Below are 14,246 nucleotides of genomic sequence, written 5' to 3'. Positions count from 1 at the left end.
TACTCCTATGCGTCAAACAAATTTCTAAAAATTCCGTCAATTGAATAATGTGTAACTCATATATGTAATAGTATACAACATTCCTTTGCAAAAAAATGTCAAAATCGAAACAAAGACGAGTCCATTCCATGAACTCGCCCGTGATTTCAGTCACCTTTTGATTTACGTCGTCGCATTTCTTCAAAGCGCGCTTGAATGTGCGGAGGAATATCGATTGTCTTTCGATTGGATTGTTCCTTTTCTAACGACATCCGTTGTTGCTCAATCAGTGTTTTCGCATGCTTCCAATCTTTTAACAGCTCGGTCGCAGGAACGCGTAATGCACCTTGACCAAAAATAACCCATTGCTCGGTGAAATCGTTTGTCGCAACGAATAATGTCACGAGTCGGTCATCGACCAATTCATGCGCTCGTCGCTCAATCCATTCGTCAGCTGTCTCATTTTCTTTCGTATAAATGACATCGACACGACTGCGCTTCTCTTTTGCTTCACGACCATACCGCATATGAGCATCAAACACGATTGTGACCTCTTTGCCGGATACAGCTTGATATTCTGCCATCGCTTCAATCAAGAGGTTGCGCGCCTGATCAAAATCTACATCGCGCAAACTTCTTAAATGTGGCCACGCTCCGATAATGTTATATCCATCTACAAGAAGGAGCTCGCGTTTTAGAATACTCATGCTAACGGGTGGCGTGAGCGATGCACTTCGTACAGAAGGAGCGCTGCTGCAACAGATGCGTTGAGTGACGTGACATGACCGACCATCGGTAAATGGACGAGGAAGTCACACGATTCACGCACGAGTCGGCTCATCCCCTTGCCTTCACTTCCGATGACCACGACAAGCGGCATATTTCCATCTAATCGACGATAGTCCTGACTCTCTTTCGCATCGGTCCCGACGACCCATAGTCCTTTTTCCTTCAATTCTTCAAGCGTTCGCGTCAAATTCGTCACGCGCGCAACTGGAATATACTCAATCGCCCCAGTCGACGCTTTGGCGACCGTTTGGGTCAAACCAACCGAACGGCGTTTTGGAATAATGATTCCGTGTGCCCCGATTGCATCTGCCGTCCGTAAAATCGAACCTAGATTATGCGGGTCCTCTAGCTCATCCAACAGGATGATGAGCGGTGTTTCCTCTTTTGAAGCAGCAAGTGCAAACATATCCTCAATCGTTTTGTATTCATAAGCCGCTATGGCTGCAACGACACCTTGGTGATGCTCACTGCCTGCCATCTTCTCGAGTTTCGTTTTGGGTACGAAAGAAACTTGAACTGATGCTTCATTCGCCATCGCAATGATTTGGGCGAGCGGGCCTTTTTGTTGCCCTTCCATAATAAACACTTTGTTCATGTCACGGCCGCTTCGAAGTGCTTCGAGTACGGGATTTCGGCCATAAAGGAAGTCAATCCCTTCCTCCATCACGTCCACTTCTTTATAATCCGGACGCTCGGCTTTCTGGCGACGTGCACGTTCTGGTCGTTCACCACGAGGGCGGTCAAATGTTCGTTTCTCCGCTCCCCGCTTTCCGTCATGTCGATTCGAACGATTCGGCTTCGAGTCGTTCGAACGCTTGTTTGATGAGTTCTTCAAGACGATCCCTTCTTTCTGTCAAATAGATATATCCAATCAACGCCTCGAACGCTGTGGAGTAACGATAAGTGTGAACATCAACCCGCTTCGGGATTGATCCTGATTTCGCATTCTTACCACGTCTGACGATGGCTTGCTCTTCTTCCGTCAATAAGTCCATTTCTAGCCAATGGGTCACGACGCTCGCCTGTGCCCGTGCATTGACGTAGCGGACCGCGCCCCGGTGTAAATCGTTCGGACGCGTCAATCCTTTCTCGAGCAACCGTTTCCGTACGGCCAATTCATATACCACGTCCCCCATGTAGGCTAGGGCGAGGGCATTCATTTGTTTCGGTTGCATCATAACCGCTTCCACCGAACCCCTTGGGCCGTGTCTTCGAGTTGGATGTTTTGTTCTTTTAGTAAATCACGAATCTCGTCGGCTCGGGCAAAATTACGTGCCGCCCGTGCATCATTTCGTTCTTGAATCAATCGGTCAATCTCGGCATCCAGTAGTTCTTTTTCTTCTGCCAACGTCAAACCGAGCACACCCGTCAATTCATCGAATAGTGAAAGAACCTGCTCGAGTGTCGCTTTTGCCACATGGTCCGCTTTCGCATAAATGTTTGCTTCTCGTGCTAAGTCAAATAAGACCGTCACAGCGTTTGCTGTATTGATGTCATCATCCATCGACTCAATGAAAGCCGTCTTGATCGATTCAAGTTTCCGTTCCATCGACTCGCTCGGTTCCCCGAGTCCGGCTGTTACCGATAAGCGGTATTCAATATTTTGATACGCTTCTTTAATTCGGTCCCACCCGTTCGCCGCTTGTTCGATCAATTCACGGCTATAGTTGATGGGATGACGGTAATGAACAGACAACATGAAGAAACGTAGTACCATCGGATCGACTTCCTTCAGTGCTTCATGGACGAGGAGGAAGTTTCCGAGTGACTTAGACATCTTCTCGTTTTCAATATTGATGAAACCGTTATGCAACCAATAGTTGGCGAACTTCGCATGGTTGCACGCTTCCGATTGGGCAATCTCGTTCTCGTGGTGTGGGAATTTTAAATCATGCCCACCCGCATGGATGTCGATCGTTGCCCCGAGATGTTTTTTCGCCATCGCCGAGCATTCGATATGCCAGCCCGGACGACCTTTGCCCCATGGACTATTCCATGATGGTTCATCCGGCTTAGCCGCTTTCCACAAGACAAAGTCGAGCGGGTCTTCTTTCTTTTCCCCGACATCGACGCGTGAGCCTGCCCGCAAATCTTCAATCGATTGCTGACTTAGTTTCCCGTATGTTTCAAACTTCTTCGTCCGGAAATAGACATCGCCTTCGGATTCATAAGCGAACCCTTCCGTCTCTAACTGACGAATGAACTCGATAATCTCTTCCATTGTATCGGTAACACGTGGATGCACGTCCGCAGGTTGCACGTTAAGGGCTCCTGTATCCGCTAAATATGCGTCAATGTAACGATTCGTCAACGTTTCGGTGTCTTCACCTAATTCGTTGGCGGTACGAATGATTTTGTCGTCCACGTCCGTGAAGTTCAAGACGTATTTCACCTCATACCCACGATACGTCAAATAGCGACGAACTGTATCGAAGGCAATCGCCGGACGGGCATTGCCGACATGGATATAGTTATAGACGGTTGGTCCACAAACATACATCGATACTTTCCCCGGAACAATCGGGACAAACGGTTCTTTTTTATTCGTGAGACTGTTGTACAGCTGAATCATGTGTCTTCTCCTCCATTCGCTTTTCAAGCGTCTCTAATTTATGTTGAAGTTCTGCCACAGCATTTTCAAGACGTTCTTGGCATTCGCGGTCCGGATCAGGCAGGCGGTGATCTAAGTCGTGTTGTTTCACACGTTTGCCGTTTCGAATAACGACCCGACCCGGAATCCCGACCACAGTCGAATCAGACGGTACATCATTCAAGACGACGGAACTTGCCCCGATTTTGACGCAATCGCCAATCGTGATGTTTCCAAGCACTTTTGCCCCGGCTGAAATGAGGACGTCACTTCCAATCGTCGGGTGTCGCTTCCCTTTTTCTTTCCCGGTTCCACCGAGTGTGACGCCTTGATAAATCGTCACATCATTTCCGATAATGGCTGTCTCTCCGATGACGACGCCGAAACCGTGATCGATAAATACCCGGTTACCGACAACTGCGCCAGGATGAATTTCAATCCCGGTCACCCAGCGACTGAACTGGGCTAATAACTTAGCCACTAGCTTCACGTTTCGTTTCCATAATCCGTGTGCGATGCGATGTGCCCAAATAGCGTGCAATCCTGGATACGTCATTGCGACCTCCACTTTTGATCGAGCGGCAGGGTCTAGTTCCAGGACAGTCCGCAAGTCTTCGCGTACACTGCTCCAAAATCCCATAATCGATATCTCCTTTTCTTATACAAAAACAAAGACGCCTCTGTGCCAAGGCACAGAGACGCCGTAAGCGCGGTTCCACTCTGTTTGGGAAAAGTGTTCCCCTCTCAAATCCCGTTAACGCCGAGTCACGGCCTCGACTACATATCGCCGAGACGGCTCCGAGGTGCACTTCTTCGGGGGACACATCTAGAACTCCCAGCCTAGGTCCTAGTCTCTGCAACGTGTCGTACCGCTTACTTTCCTCATCGATGCCTTTATTACGCTAATAAAGTTGTCAGACGCTTCAATACACGCTCTTTTCCAATTAATGAAATGGCGTTCGGGAGTTCTGGCCCATGTGTTTGTCCTGTCGTGGCGACACGGATCGGCATGAACAAGTTCTTTCCTTTTTGACCGGTAGCTTTTTGAGTCGCTTTCGTCGCCGCTTTAATCGCTTCCGGTGTGAAGTCTTCGATTCCTTCGAGTTGCTGTTTGAACTCTGCAAGTACAGCAGGTACCGTTTCACCTGAAAGGACAACATTCGCTTCCTCGTCATACTCGATTTCATCTTTGAAGAACAAGTCTGTCAACACGACAATCTCTGCCCCGTGCGTCATTTGTTCTTTATACAATGCGATCAAGTTTGTCGCCCAATCCGCTTCTTCGACAGATACCGCCTCGGGTAATCGTCCTGCTTCTTGTAAGAATGGTAAACTGAGTGCCACCACTTCGTCAAGCGTGGCCTTCTTCATGTATACACTGTTGATCCAAGAAAGTTTTTGTTGGTCAAACACAGCCGGACTCTTCGACAATCGGTTCGCATCAAACATTTGAATGAACTCTTCTTTTGAGAAGATTTCTTCTTCCCCGACTGGTGACCAGCCAAGAAGAGAAATGAAGTTGAAGAGCGCCTCAGGCAAGTAACCGAGATCGGCATACTGTTCGATGAACTGGATAATCGATTCGTCACGTTTTGACAACTTCTTGTGTTGGTCGTTATAGATGAGGGTCATGTGACCAAACTCCGGGTACTCCCAACCGAGCGCATCATATACCATCATCTGTTTTGGTGTGTTTGCGATGTGGTCATCCCCACGCAATACGTGACTGATGTTCATCAAATGATCATCTACGACAACAGCGAAGTTGTATGTTGGAATCCCATCTTGTTTCACGATGACCCAATCTCCAAAGTCTTTCGATTCAAAGGAGACGTCTCCTTTAACGACATCCGTCCACTTATACGTCACGCCTTCTGGCACCCGAATTCGAATCGATGGCTTGCGGCCTTCCGCTTCAAATGCTTCACGTTCTTCGACAGTGAGGTTACGGTGCGCACCCGAGTAACGCGGTGCCTCTCCACGAGCGATTTGAGCTTCACGCTCCGCTTCGAGCTCTTCAGATGTCATGTAACATTTATAAGCAAGACCTTTGCTCATCAACTCATTGACATATTTCTCATAAATCGCAAGACGCTCCATTTGGTAATATGGACCGTAGTCGCCGTCACGGCCTGGACCTTCATCCCAGTCGATGCCAAGCCATTCTAAGTACTTCATTTGACTTTCGACACCGTTCAACACGTTCCGTTTTTGGTCAGTATCTTCAATTCGAAGAATCAATTTCCCGCCTGCATGGCGAGCAAATAAGTAGTTAAACAACGCAGTCCGCGCATTTCCGATATGGAGATGCCCCGTCGGACTAGGCGCATAGCGTACACGCACTTCACTCATAATAGTTCCACCTTTCTTCTCTTCTGCCCAAATAGTATACCATTTCTGTCAAGCCCGGTTGAGTAAGATGACCGCCTGTGCTGCGATTCCTTCTTCTCGTCCAGTGAAGCCGAGCTTCTCCGTCGTCGTCGCTTTCACGTTTACCTGTTCAATATCCGCTTCAAGAAGATCTGCGATGACCGCGCGCATCTCATCAATATAAGAACGCAGCTTCGGACGTTGTGCCATGACCGTCGCATCCACATTTCCGAGGACATATCCTTGGTCTTTCACAAGTTGCCATACGTGGCGAAGTAACACTTTCGAATCCGCATCTTTGAATTCAGGATCTGTATCAGGAAAATGCTTCCCGATATCGCCTGCCGCAATCGCTCCGAGCGCCGCATCGGCAATCGTATGGAGCAACACATCCGCATCAGAATGACCGAGAAGTCCACGCTCGTGTGGGATTTCGATTCCACCTAATATTAACGGACGTCCTTCCGCAAATGCATGTACATCAAATCCTTGACCAATTCTCATTGTAAATCCCCCTTCGCTAAAATCGCATCGCCAAACAGTAAATCCTCTGGTGTCGTCATCTTAATATTATGGTAATCTCCAGGGACCACTTGTACCGTTTCACCGAGCCATTCGAATAAACTGGCATCATCCGTTCCTAGCACCTGTCGTTCTACTGCTTTTTCATGCGCTGATAAAATCGCCTTGGCCTGAAAAGCTTGCGGTGTTTGTGCCAACCACAAGTTTTCACGGGGCACGGTTTGTTCGATTTGGTGACGCTCCACTTGTTTGACCGTATCCTTGACCGGTACCGCTAAAATAGCTCCACCTTGTAACGCAGCTTCTGCCACTTGATGCAGCTGTTCGCGTTTCACAAACGGACGAGCGCCATCATGAATCATCACAATCGTATCCGTTTCAACAACAAGCAGTCCTGCGTAGACACTCTGTTGTCGTTCTTCTCCGCCAATTACATATGTAATCGGCGTATCGATATGTGCCATCATCGCTTCAAACCAGTCACGTTCCTCTGGACGAATCGCTAAAACGATATGTTCACACCATGGATCGGTATCAAACGCTTGTAACGTCCATGCGATAATCGGCTTGCCTCGTAACGACAACATGAGTTTGTTCGCATCTGCTCCCATCCGCTTCCCTCTTCCCGCAGCCGGGATGACGACTGTATAAGCTACCATGTAAACACCTCTCTTCGTGAAAAAAGAGAGCGCTCCCGCGTCTCTTTTTTGTTCATTATTCCGGACGTGCAAAAATCATTCGACCTGCAGACGTCTGTAAGACACTCGTCACGACGACAGGAAGCGTCTTCGAAATCAACTTCCGTCCACCTTCCACGACAACCATCGTCCCATCTTCAAGATAGGCGACGCCTTGATTTTGCTCTTTTCCTTCTTTAATGACTGTCACGACCATCTCTTCGCCAGGAATGACGATTTGTTTGACGGCATTCGCTAAGTCATTGATATTCAATACCGGGACATTCCGTACTTCACACACTTTGTTTAAGTTATAGTCATTCGTGACAACAATACCATTTTTAAGTTCAGCCAATTTGATTAATTTGATATCGACTTCCGGTACATCTTCAAAGTCGCCATCATAAATTTCAACTTGGATGCGCTTGTTCTCCTGCAGTTCTTTTAAAATGTCGAGACCCCGACGACCACGATTTCGTTTTAATGTATCCGAAGAGTCGGCGATGTATTGGAGCTCTCCGATCACAAATTGCGGAACAATCAATGTCCCTTCCACGAATCCAGTCGTCGCAATATCCGCGATCCGACCGTCGATGATGACGCTCGTATCCAAGATTTTATCGTTAGAACGTTGAACCGGTTCAGCCGCCGGCTTCTCCCGTTCGCTCTTCACAAATAGTTTAATCCATTCGTTACGCTTCCGATAGCCGACCGCGAAACCAAAGTAACCAAACAGTGCCGTGACAAAAATCGGGACGATTTTACTCAGTAAGAAAATATTCGTGACTTCAAGCGATACACTGATCAAAAAGGCGATCAAGAGCCCGATGATAAGACCGATCGAACCGAATAAGATATCTCCCACCGGTAAACGGACGAGCCGTTCTTCGACAAAACGAATAAATGCAACAACACCATCTGTTAAGAATAAACTAAGAATGAAGAAGATAAGTCCACCAATCAAACTTGCTACGTATGGAATCGTTAACCACTCCGGCACATTCATGCCAAGGTCTGCTAATAAAAGCGTCGCTTCGATGATTCCGAACCAACCCACGACGAGTCCAATCAAAATAAATCCGATTCGTACAGCAATCTTCACTCATTCCACCTCCTTTTATATGAAATAAAATTTCAAAAAATAACACTTTCATTGTAACACGATTTTTTAATCACGTTCGTTACAAAGCGTTACAAACTGCCAGTGGCGACCCATCAAAATGGGATCGCCAACTGGAGTGCTTCATCCACTGTTCCGACACCGACCACCTCAATCCCTGCCGGAGCGGTCCATCCACCCATATTATTTTTCGGGATGATGGCCCTTGTAAACCCTAACTTTGCCGCCTCGGCAACACGTTGTTCGATTCGTGATACGCGCCGCACTTCTCCCGTCAATCCGACTTCTCCGATGCAGACATCCGTCGGCCGAGTCGGGCGATCGCGAAAACTAGAGGCGATTGAAATACAAATCGCAAGGTCAATCGCCGGTTCATCCAATTTGACACCACCGGCCGCTTTCAAATAAGCATCCTGTGTTTGAAGCAGAAGACCGGATCGTTTCTCGAGCACGGCCATGAGAAGCGCGACCCGATTTTGATCGATTCCCGTCGCCATTCGTCTCGGGTTCCCGAATGAGGTAGGGGAGATAAGTGCCTGCAGTTCGACGAGCACCGTCCGTGTCCCTTCCATCGAAGCAACGACCGTAGAGCCTGATACCCCTGCGGTTCGCTCTTCTAAAAAGATTTCGGACGGGTTGAGGACTTCTTCTAACCCACTCTCTTTCATCTCGAAAATCCCAATTTCATTCGTTGAACCAAACCGATTTTTCACCGCCCGCAAAATACGGAATGTATGATGACGTTCGCCTTCAAAGTAAAGCACCGCATCTACCATGTGTTCGAGTAAGCGCGGTCCTGCAATCGACCCTTGTTTCGTCACATGTCCGACAATGAAGACAGCAATCCCTCGCGTCTTCGCAATCTTCATGAGCGCCGCCGTACATTCTCGTACTTGTGACACACTGCCCGGAGCAGATTGAATCTCATCCATATACACCGTCTGAATCGAGTCGATGATGACAAACCCCGGCTGTTCTTCATCGATGACCCGTTCAATCATCAGCATGTCTGTCTCCGCGAGCACGAACAAGTCTTCGGTCGGTAAGCCGAGTCGTTCCGCGCGCAGTTTCGTCTGTTTGAGCGACTCCTCACCCGAAATATATAACACTTTTTTGCCGCTATGGGCTAAATGGGCACTGACTTGTAGCAAAATCGTCGACTTTCCGATTCCTGGGTCACCCCCGACTAAGACAAGGGAACCCGGGACGATTCCTCCACCGAGCACACGGTCAAATTCACGACTATTCGTGTGCACACGCGTCTCTTCTTGTGAGACGACGTTTGATAGACGTTCCGGTTTCAATTGTCGAGACGAACTATGGACAAATGCTGCACCGCGTTTGGCTTTCTTTTCTTCCACAAATTCTTCCACAAGCGTATTCCATTCATTACAACCTGGACAGCGCCCCATCCACTTCGCTGATTCATATCCACACGATTGGCAGACGTATTTCGTTTTAATTTTGGCCATAAGCTTCCTTCCTGTCTAAAAAAAGCTCCCTCATGAACAGTGAGGGAGCTGAATGATTTACTGAACGACACCTTCGTTACGAACGACAAACTCTCCATCTTGTACGTCGAGCGCAACTTTACTACCTTTGGTAATCGTACCGCCGAGCATTGCTTCTGAGAGACGGTCTTCCACTTCTCGCTGAAGAGCACGACGGAGGGGACGGGCCCCGTATTCCGGATCGTAGCCGACATCGGCAATCTTCTCGAGCGCCGCATCTGTCATGCTGAAATCAACACCCTGTTCGGCGAGACGTTTCTTAAGTGTCTCAGCCATAAGTTTGATGATTTCTTGGATGTGCTCTTTTTGAAGTGAATGGAAGACTGTGATTTCGTCAATTCGGTTCAAGAACTCAGGTCGGAACGCTTTTTTCAATTCCTCGAGCACTTTGTCTTTCATTTCCGTATACTCACGTTTCACATCATCTTCGACTGTGAATCCAACATATTTATTTCGTTGAAGCGCTGCTGCCCCGACGTTTGACGTCATGATGATGACGGTATTTCGGAAGTCGACCGTGCGACCTTTTGAGTCCGTCAAGCGACCGTCGTCTAGCACTTGAAGTAAGATGTTAAATACTTCAGGGTGTGCTTTCTCAATTTCGTCAAGAAGAATGACCGAATATGGTTTCCGGCGTACTTTCTCGGTTAATTGACCACCTTCTTCGTAACCAACATAGCCCGGAGGCGAACCGACGAGACGACTTGTCGCATGTTTCTCCATGTACTCTGACATGTCGATTCGAATAATCGCATCTTCATCGCCAAACATCGCTTCGGCAACTGCGCGGGCGAGCTCGGTTTTCCCGACTCCGGTCGGTCCGAGGAAGATGAACGAACCGATTGGACGTTTCGGATCTTTCAATCCGGCACGGGCACGACGGATAGCACGAGAAATCGATTTCACTGCATCGTCTTGACCGATGACACGATTGTGAAGAATCGATTCGAGTTTGAGGAGACGGTCCGTCTCTTCTTCGGCAATCTTTGTGACCGGTACTCCTGTCCAGTTTGCGACAACTTGAGCGATATCTTCTTTCGTCACTTCAAGTTTTTCGTTCCCTTGCTTATTCTGCCACTCTGCTTTCAATTCTTCTAATTCATCACGTAATTTTTGCTCCGTATCGCGAAGGGACGCTGCTTTTTCAAACTCTTGGCTTTGAACAGCAGAGTCTTTTTCTTTACGAATCGACTCGAGGCGCGATTCCAACTCTTTCAAGTTCGGCGGCGCTGTGAAAGAACGAAGTCGTACTTTTGATGCGGCTTCATCGACGAGGTCAATCGCCTTGTCCGGTAAGAAGCGATCCGAAATATAACGGTCAGAAAGGACGACCGCCTCATGAATGGCTGTGTCTGTAATCGTTACACGGTGGTGTGCCTCATAGCGGTCGCGTAAACCGAGAAGGATTTGCTCAGCCTCTTCTGCCGTCGGCTCGTTCACTTGAATTGGTTGGAAGCGTCGTTCAAGTGCTGCATCTTTCTCAATATACTTCCGGTACTCGTCGAGTGTTGTCGCCCCGATACATTGAAGTTCACCACGGGCCAATGACGGTTTGAGGATGTTCGACGCATCAATCGCGCCTTCAGCGCCTCCTGCACCAATCAATGTATGCAATTCATCGATGAAGAGAATGACGTTTCCAGCCTGGCGAATCTCATCCATGACCTTTTTCAAACGATCTTCGAACTCACCACGATATTTTGTACCGGCCACGAGCGTACCCATGTCGAGTACCATGACTCGTTTGTTACGAAGTGTCTCAGGGACTTCGTTGTTGATGATTTGTTGAGCAAGGCCTTCGACTACCGCGGTCTTCCCGACACCCGGCTCACCAATAAGAACCGGGTTGTTCTTTGTCCGACGAGACAAGACTTCGATAACACGTTGAATCTCACCTGCGCGTCCAATCACCGGATCTAAACGTGATTCTCTGGCTTGTTGCGTCAAGTCGCGTGCCAACCCATCAAGCGTTGGTGTTGCAGCGCTTGCGCCTGGTTGCGAAGCATTTGAAGAAGACTCGGTATTCCCGAGGAGCTGCAGTACTTGTTGACGTGCTTTCGTCAAACTGATTCCTAGGTTATTGAGGACGCGCGCTGCGACACCTTCCCCCTCACGAATCAATCCGAGAAGGATGTGTTCCGTTCCGACGTATGAATGTCCTAATTTTCTTGCTTCATCCATCGAGAGTTCAATGACTTTTTTCGCACGTGGTGTGTAGTGAATCGTCGATCCGTTCTCAGAACCACGTCCAATCAATGACTCGACTTCTTGTTGAATCTTTTCAGATGTCAGTCCTAGTGCGAAGAGTGCTTTCGCCGCAATCCCTTCTCCTTCCCGAACCAATCCTAATAAAATATGTTCTGTACCAATATTATGATGGCCAAGACGTACGGCTTCCTCTTGTGCTAAAGCTAATACGCGCTGTGCTCGCTCTGTAAATCGTCCAAACATCATTGACAAAACCTCCTTATAGTTGGATCAAACTAAGCCTTGATCTAACGTTCGACGAACGAGTGTCGCTCGTTCTCGATCCCGCTCTTGTGTAGATAATGTTTTCCCGAAATGTTTTTGTAGAAAACCTGATTGTAACCGAACAATCAACTCGTGAAACTTCGGCGGGCTCCAATCAGACAAAATTCCAAGGTCACTTGCTAAATGTAAATCAGATAATCGTTCAACTGCTTCGGTGGAAGAGAGTAATTTAGCATATCGTAATATACCATATGACCGATAAAATCGATCTTCTAACTCTTCCTGTCGATTCGCAATGAGTTCTTCACGCGCATGCCGTTCTGCCTGAATCACTTGTTCTGTCACTTCCATAAAATCAGCCAACAGTTGTGATTCATGACTACCTAGTGTCCGTTGATTCGACAGCTGGAACAAGCGTCCGGCTGCATCGCTTCCTTCACCATACCGACCGCGAATCGTATAACCGAGTTTTCGAAGTTCCCGTAAAATCGGACCAATCCGACCCGTTAGCGTGAGTCCCGGTAAGTGTAACATGACCGAAGCTCGGAGTCCTGTTCCGATATTGCTTGGACATGTCGTCAAATAGCCTAACTGTTCATCAAAAGCATAAGAAAGTGACTCCGCGCATAATGCGTCTGCTTGTTTCGCTAATTCGAACGCCGCTTTCACTTGATAGCCGGGAAGCAACGTTTGAATTCGCAGATGGTCTTCCTCGTTGATTAGTACACTGATGGTTTCATCTTCACTTAAGAAGACCGCACTTTCTTCATTAGTAGCAACAGCCGGGCTAATCAAATGTTTCTCCATTAATGCTTGTCGTGTCACTTCATCATAATCACGCATATGAAGATATTCAAATCCCTTCAACCCGCGTAGACGTCCCTCTAAACGATCGCAAAGTTGACGTTCTCCTTCTTTAGAAAGGGCCGGTGAAAACACGGTGTCTTTGATGTTACGTGCCAGTCGGATTCTTGTGGAGACGACCAAATCATCAAGTTTGGCACGTTCTTTCATTTTTGGACCGAGTGGATGTGTTAGGAAAGGTTCCATTAGCCATCTCCCTGCCCTTCTAATTGCTTCATTTCTTTTTGAATACGTGCTGCCCGTTCATAATCTTCTTGTTCGACAGCACGGGTCAACTCCCCTGCTAACTTTTCAAGCCGCTCCTCAATCCGTTCATACGGTGTTCGTAGATGGTCAGGAATCGAACCGATATGACGATCGTGTCCTTGTTGATATTGACGGGTGATTTTTATCAGTTCATCCCGGAATACGGTATAACACGTAGCGCACCCTGCTTTTCTTACACGCAACAAGTCTTGGCGGGTCATCTGACAAGTCGGACAACGCTTCACGACCGGGACATAACCCGTCATGAGTTCTACCGTACATTGTCGACATAAGTGTCTTTTCACAGGTACATCTTGTTCCATGACAACGACTTCATTGACAGCCGGTCGCTGTTTACAACGTTCGCATAACATACGACTTATCCTCCATTACGGTAACGAAGTACTTTCATTAGTGCCAGTAACTGTTGACGTCGGATAAAGAAGCGATCGTCAACCTGTAAGTTTAACGCTTCATCTGATAAGAGATGATAAATCAACTGAGCTTCTTGCTCGTGCAACATTTGTTCTTCCACTAATCGAACAAGAACATTTTCGACGAGCTGTTCATTCAGACGTGGATGCTCAAGAATGACATCCATCAAACTAGAAAGGAGATCTTGCTTTTCATGCAAAGTGACGCGACGAATGCGAATATATCCGCCACCGCCACGTTTACTTTCTACTAAATATCCTTTTTCGACGGTAAAACGTGTGTTGATGACATAATTGATTTGGGATGGGACACATTCGAATCGTTGCGCGATATCTTGACGTTTAATTTCAATCGCATTCGCCTGACTTTCTTTCAACACTTGCTTCAAATACTGTTCAATGACATCCGAAATATTTCTCATCTCCACCACCCTCTGACCATCTTTGACTTTTGACTATATTTTATCATTGATTTAAAAAAAGGCAAATGAAAAGCGATGTTCTCCATGGAGAACATCGCTAATATACAAAAAGACGACCGAGCGTATGCTCGGTCGTCCTCTGCGTTGTTGCCTGGCAACGTCCTATCCTCACAGGGGGAGATCCCCCAACTACTTTCGGCGCTGAGACGCTTAACTTCCGTGTTCGGCATGGGAACGGGTGTGGCCGTCT

The 14,246-nt window shown here is 47.6% G+C and carries 14 protein-coding genes, 1 rRNA gene and 1 other annotated feature; all 15 genes read right to left on the bottom strand.

What is annotated here, in order from left to right; translation table 11 throughout:
* Positions 1–146: 146 nt before the first annotated feature.
* A complete protein-coding gene (locus KNO95_RS13665; RefSeq protein WP_026824817.1) occupies positions 147–686 on the bottom strand; it encodes an NYN domain-containing protein in 540 nt (179 codons plus the stop codon).
* A complete protein-coding gene (rlmB, locus tag KNO95_RS13660; RefSeq protein ID WP_214704406.1) occupies positions 683–1,432 on the bottom strand; it encodes a 23S rRNA (guanosine(2251)-2'-O)-methyltransferase RlmB in 750 nt (249 codons plus the stop codon). The genes KNO95_RS13665 and rlmB overlap by 4 nt, the downstream gene beginning before the upstream one ends.
* Positions 1,433–1,541: 109 nt before the next feature.
* Positions 1,542–1,946: a Mini-ribonuclease 3 gene (locus KNO95_RS13655; RefSeq protein ID WP_026824815.1), complete on the bottom strand. Its 405-nt coding sequence runs from the start codon at positions 1,944–1,946 to the stop codon at positions 1,542–1,544.
* Positions 1,943–3,340, bottom strand: coding sequence for a cysteine--tRNA ligase (cysS, locus tag KNO95_RS13650; protein WP_214701473.1), 1,398 nt, complete (start codon positions 3,338–3,340; stop codon positions 1,943–1,945). Before cysS ends, KNO95_RS13655 begins: the two co-directional genes overlap by 4 nt.
* Complete coding sequence (gene cysE / locus KNO95_RS13645; protein ID WP_026824813.1) at positions 3,309–3,998, bottom strand: serine O-acetyltransferase; 690 nt, start codon at positions 3,996–3,998, stop codon at positions 3,309–3,311. The genes cysS and cysE overlap by 32 nt, the downstream gene beginning before the upstream one ends.
* Positions 3,999–4,049: 51 nt before the next feature.
* Positions 4,050–4,256: a binding site (T-box leader), on the bottom strand.
* Entirely contained in the window at positions 4,256–5,713 is a 1,458-nt protein-coding gene (gene gltX, locus KNO95_RS13640; RefSeq protein ID WP_214704408.1) for a glutamate--tRNA ligase, read from the bottom strand. It overlaps the preceding feature by 1 nt.
* A gap of 45 nt (positions 5,714–5,758) precedes the next feature.
* The gene (ispF, locus tag KNO95_RS13635; RefSeq protein ID WP_214704392.1) at positions 5,759–6,232 is read right to left on the bottom strand and encodes a 2-C-methyl-D-erythritol 2,4-cyclodiphosphate synthase; all 474 of its coding nucleotides are present in this window, start codon (positions 6,230–6,232) and stop codon (positions 5,759–5,761) included.
* Positions 6,229–6,909 (bottom strand): 2-C-methyl-D-erythritol 4-phosphate cytidylyltransferase, encoded by a 681-nt coding sequence (ispD, locus tag KNO95_RS13630; RefSeq protein ID WP_214704395.1) that lies wholly within the window; start codon positions 6,907–6,909, stop codon positions 6,229–6,231. Before ispD ends, ispF begins: the two co-directional genes overlap by 4 nt.
* 55 nt (positions 6,910–6,964) lie before the next feature.
* Positions 6,965–8,029: a PIN/TRAM domain-containing protein gene (locus tag KNO95_RS13625; RefSeq protein WP_012727703.1), complete on the bottom strand. Its 1,065-nt coding sequence runs from the start codon at positions 8,027–8,029 to the stop codon at positions 6,965–6,967.
* 113 nt (positions 8,030–8,142) lie between these two features.
* Positions 8,143–9,519 (bottom strand): DNA repair protein RadA, encoded by a 1,377-nt coding sequence (gene radA / locus KNO95_RS13620; protein WP_026824809.1) that lies wholly within the window; start codon positions 9,517–9,519, stop codon positions 8,143–8,145.
* A gap of 57 nt (positions 9,520–9,576) precedes the next feature.
* Entirely contained in the window at positions 9,577–12,012 is a 2,436-nt protein-coding gene (locus tag KNO95_RS13615) for an ATP-dependent Clp protease ATP-binding subunit (protein ID WP_214704397.1), read from the bottom strand.
* A gap of 24 nt (positions 12,013–12,036) precedes the next feature.
* On the bottom strand, positions 12,037–13,080 hold the full coding sequence (locus KNO95_RS13610; protein WP_214879392.1) for a protein arginine kinase: 1,044 nt from the start codon (positions 13,078–13,080) through the stop codon (positions 12,037–12,039).
* Complete coding sequence (locus tag KNO95_RS13605) at positions 13,080–13,514, bottom strand: UvrB/UvrC motif-containing protein (protein ID WP_026824806.1); 435 nt, start codon at positions 13,512–13,514, stop codon at positions 13,080–13,082. Before KNO95_RS13605 ends, KNO95_RS13610 begins: the two co-directional genes overlap by 1 nt.
* 5 nt (positions 13,515–13,519) lie before the next feature.
* Positions 13,520–13,996, bottom strand: coding sequence for a CtsR family transcriptional regulator (locus tag KNO95_RS13600; protein WP_026824805.1), 477 nt, complete (start codon positions 13,994–13,996; stop codon positions 13,520–13,522).
* Between the two features lie 149 nt (positions 13,997–14,145).
* A 5S ribosomal RNA gene (gene rrf, locus KNO95_RS13595) occupies positions 14,146–14,246 on the bottom strand; the annotation flags it as partial.

It is taken from the genome of Exiguobacterium sp. ERU653 (genome assembly GCF_018617775.1).
In the GTDB taxonomy this organism is placed as follows: domain Bacteria; phylum Bacillota; class Bacilli; order Exiguobacteriales; family Exiguobacteriaceae; genus Exiguobacterium; species Exiguobacterium marinum.
This window is presented reverse-complemented; position numbering and strand designations above follow the sequence as displayed.

Excerpts from the sequence above, each read along its gene's own strand:
- KNO95_RS13615 (WP_214704397.1), bottom strand. The coding sequence starts at position 12,012 with ATGATGTTTGGACGATTTACAGAGCGAGCACAGCGCGTATTAGCTTTA.
- ispD (WP_214704395.1), bottom strand. The coding sequence starts at position 6,909 with ATGGTAGCTTATACAGTCGTCATCCCGGCTGCGGGAAGAGGGAAGCGG.
- rlmB (WP_214704406.1), bottom strand. The coding sequence starts at position 1,432 with ATGGAGGAAGGGATTGACTTCCTTTATGGCCGAAATCCCGTACTCGAA.
- cysS (WP_214701473.1), bottom strand. The coding sequence starts at position 3,340 with ATGATTCAGCTGTACAACAGTCTCACGAATAAAAAAGAACCGTTTGTC.
- KNO95_RS13600 (WP_026824805.1), bottom strand. The coding sequence starts at position 13,996 with ATGAGAAATATTTCGGATGTCATTGAACAGTATTTGAAGCAAGTGTTG.
- KNO95_RS13655 (WP_026824815.1), bottom strand. The coding sequence starts at position 1,946 with ATGATGCAACCGAAACAAATGAATGCCCTCGCCCTAGCCTACATGGGG.
- cysE (WP_026824813.1), bottom strand. The coding sequence starts at position 3,998 with ATGGGATTTTGGAGCAGTGTACGCGAAGACTTGCGGACTGTCCTGGAA.
- KNO95_RS13665 (WP_026824817.1), bottom strand. The coding sequence starts at position 686 with ATGAGTATTCTAAAACGCGAGCTCCTTCTTGTAGATGGATATAACATT.
- ispF (WP_214704392.1), bottom strand. The coding sequence starts at position 6,232 with ATGAGAATTGGTCAAGGATTTGATGTACATGCATTTGCGGAAGGACGT.
- KNO95_RS13610 (WP_214879392.1), bottom strand. The coding sequence starts at position 13,080 with ATGGAACCTTTCCTAACACATCCACTCGGTCCAAAAATGAAAGAACGT.
- KNO95_RS13605 (WP_026824806.1), bottom strand. The coding sequence starts at position 13,514 with ATGTTATGCGAACGTTGTAAACAGCGACCGGCTGTCAATGAAGTCGTT.
- radA (WP_026824809.1), bottom strand. The coding sequence starts at position 9,519 with ATGGCCAAAATTAAAACGAAATACGTCTGCCAATCGTGTGGATATGAA.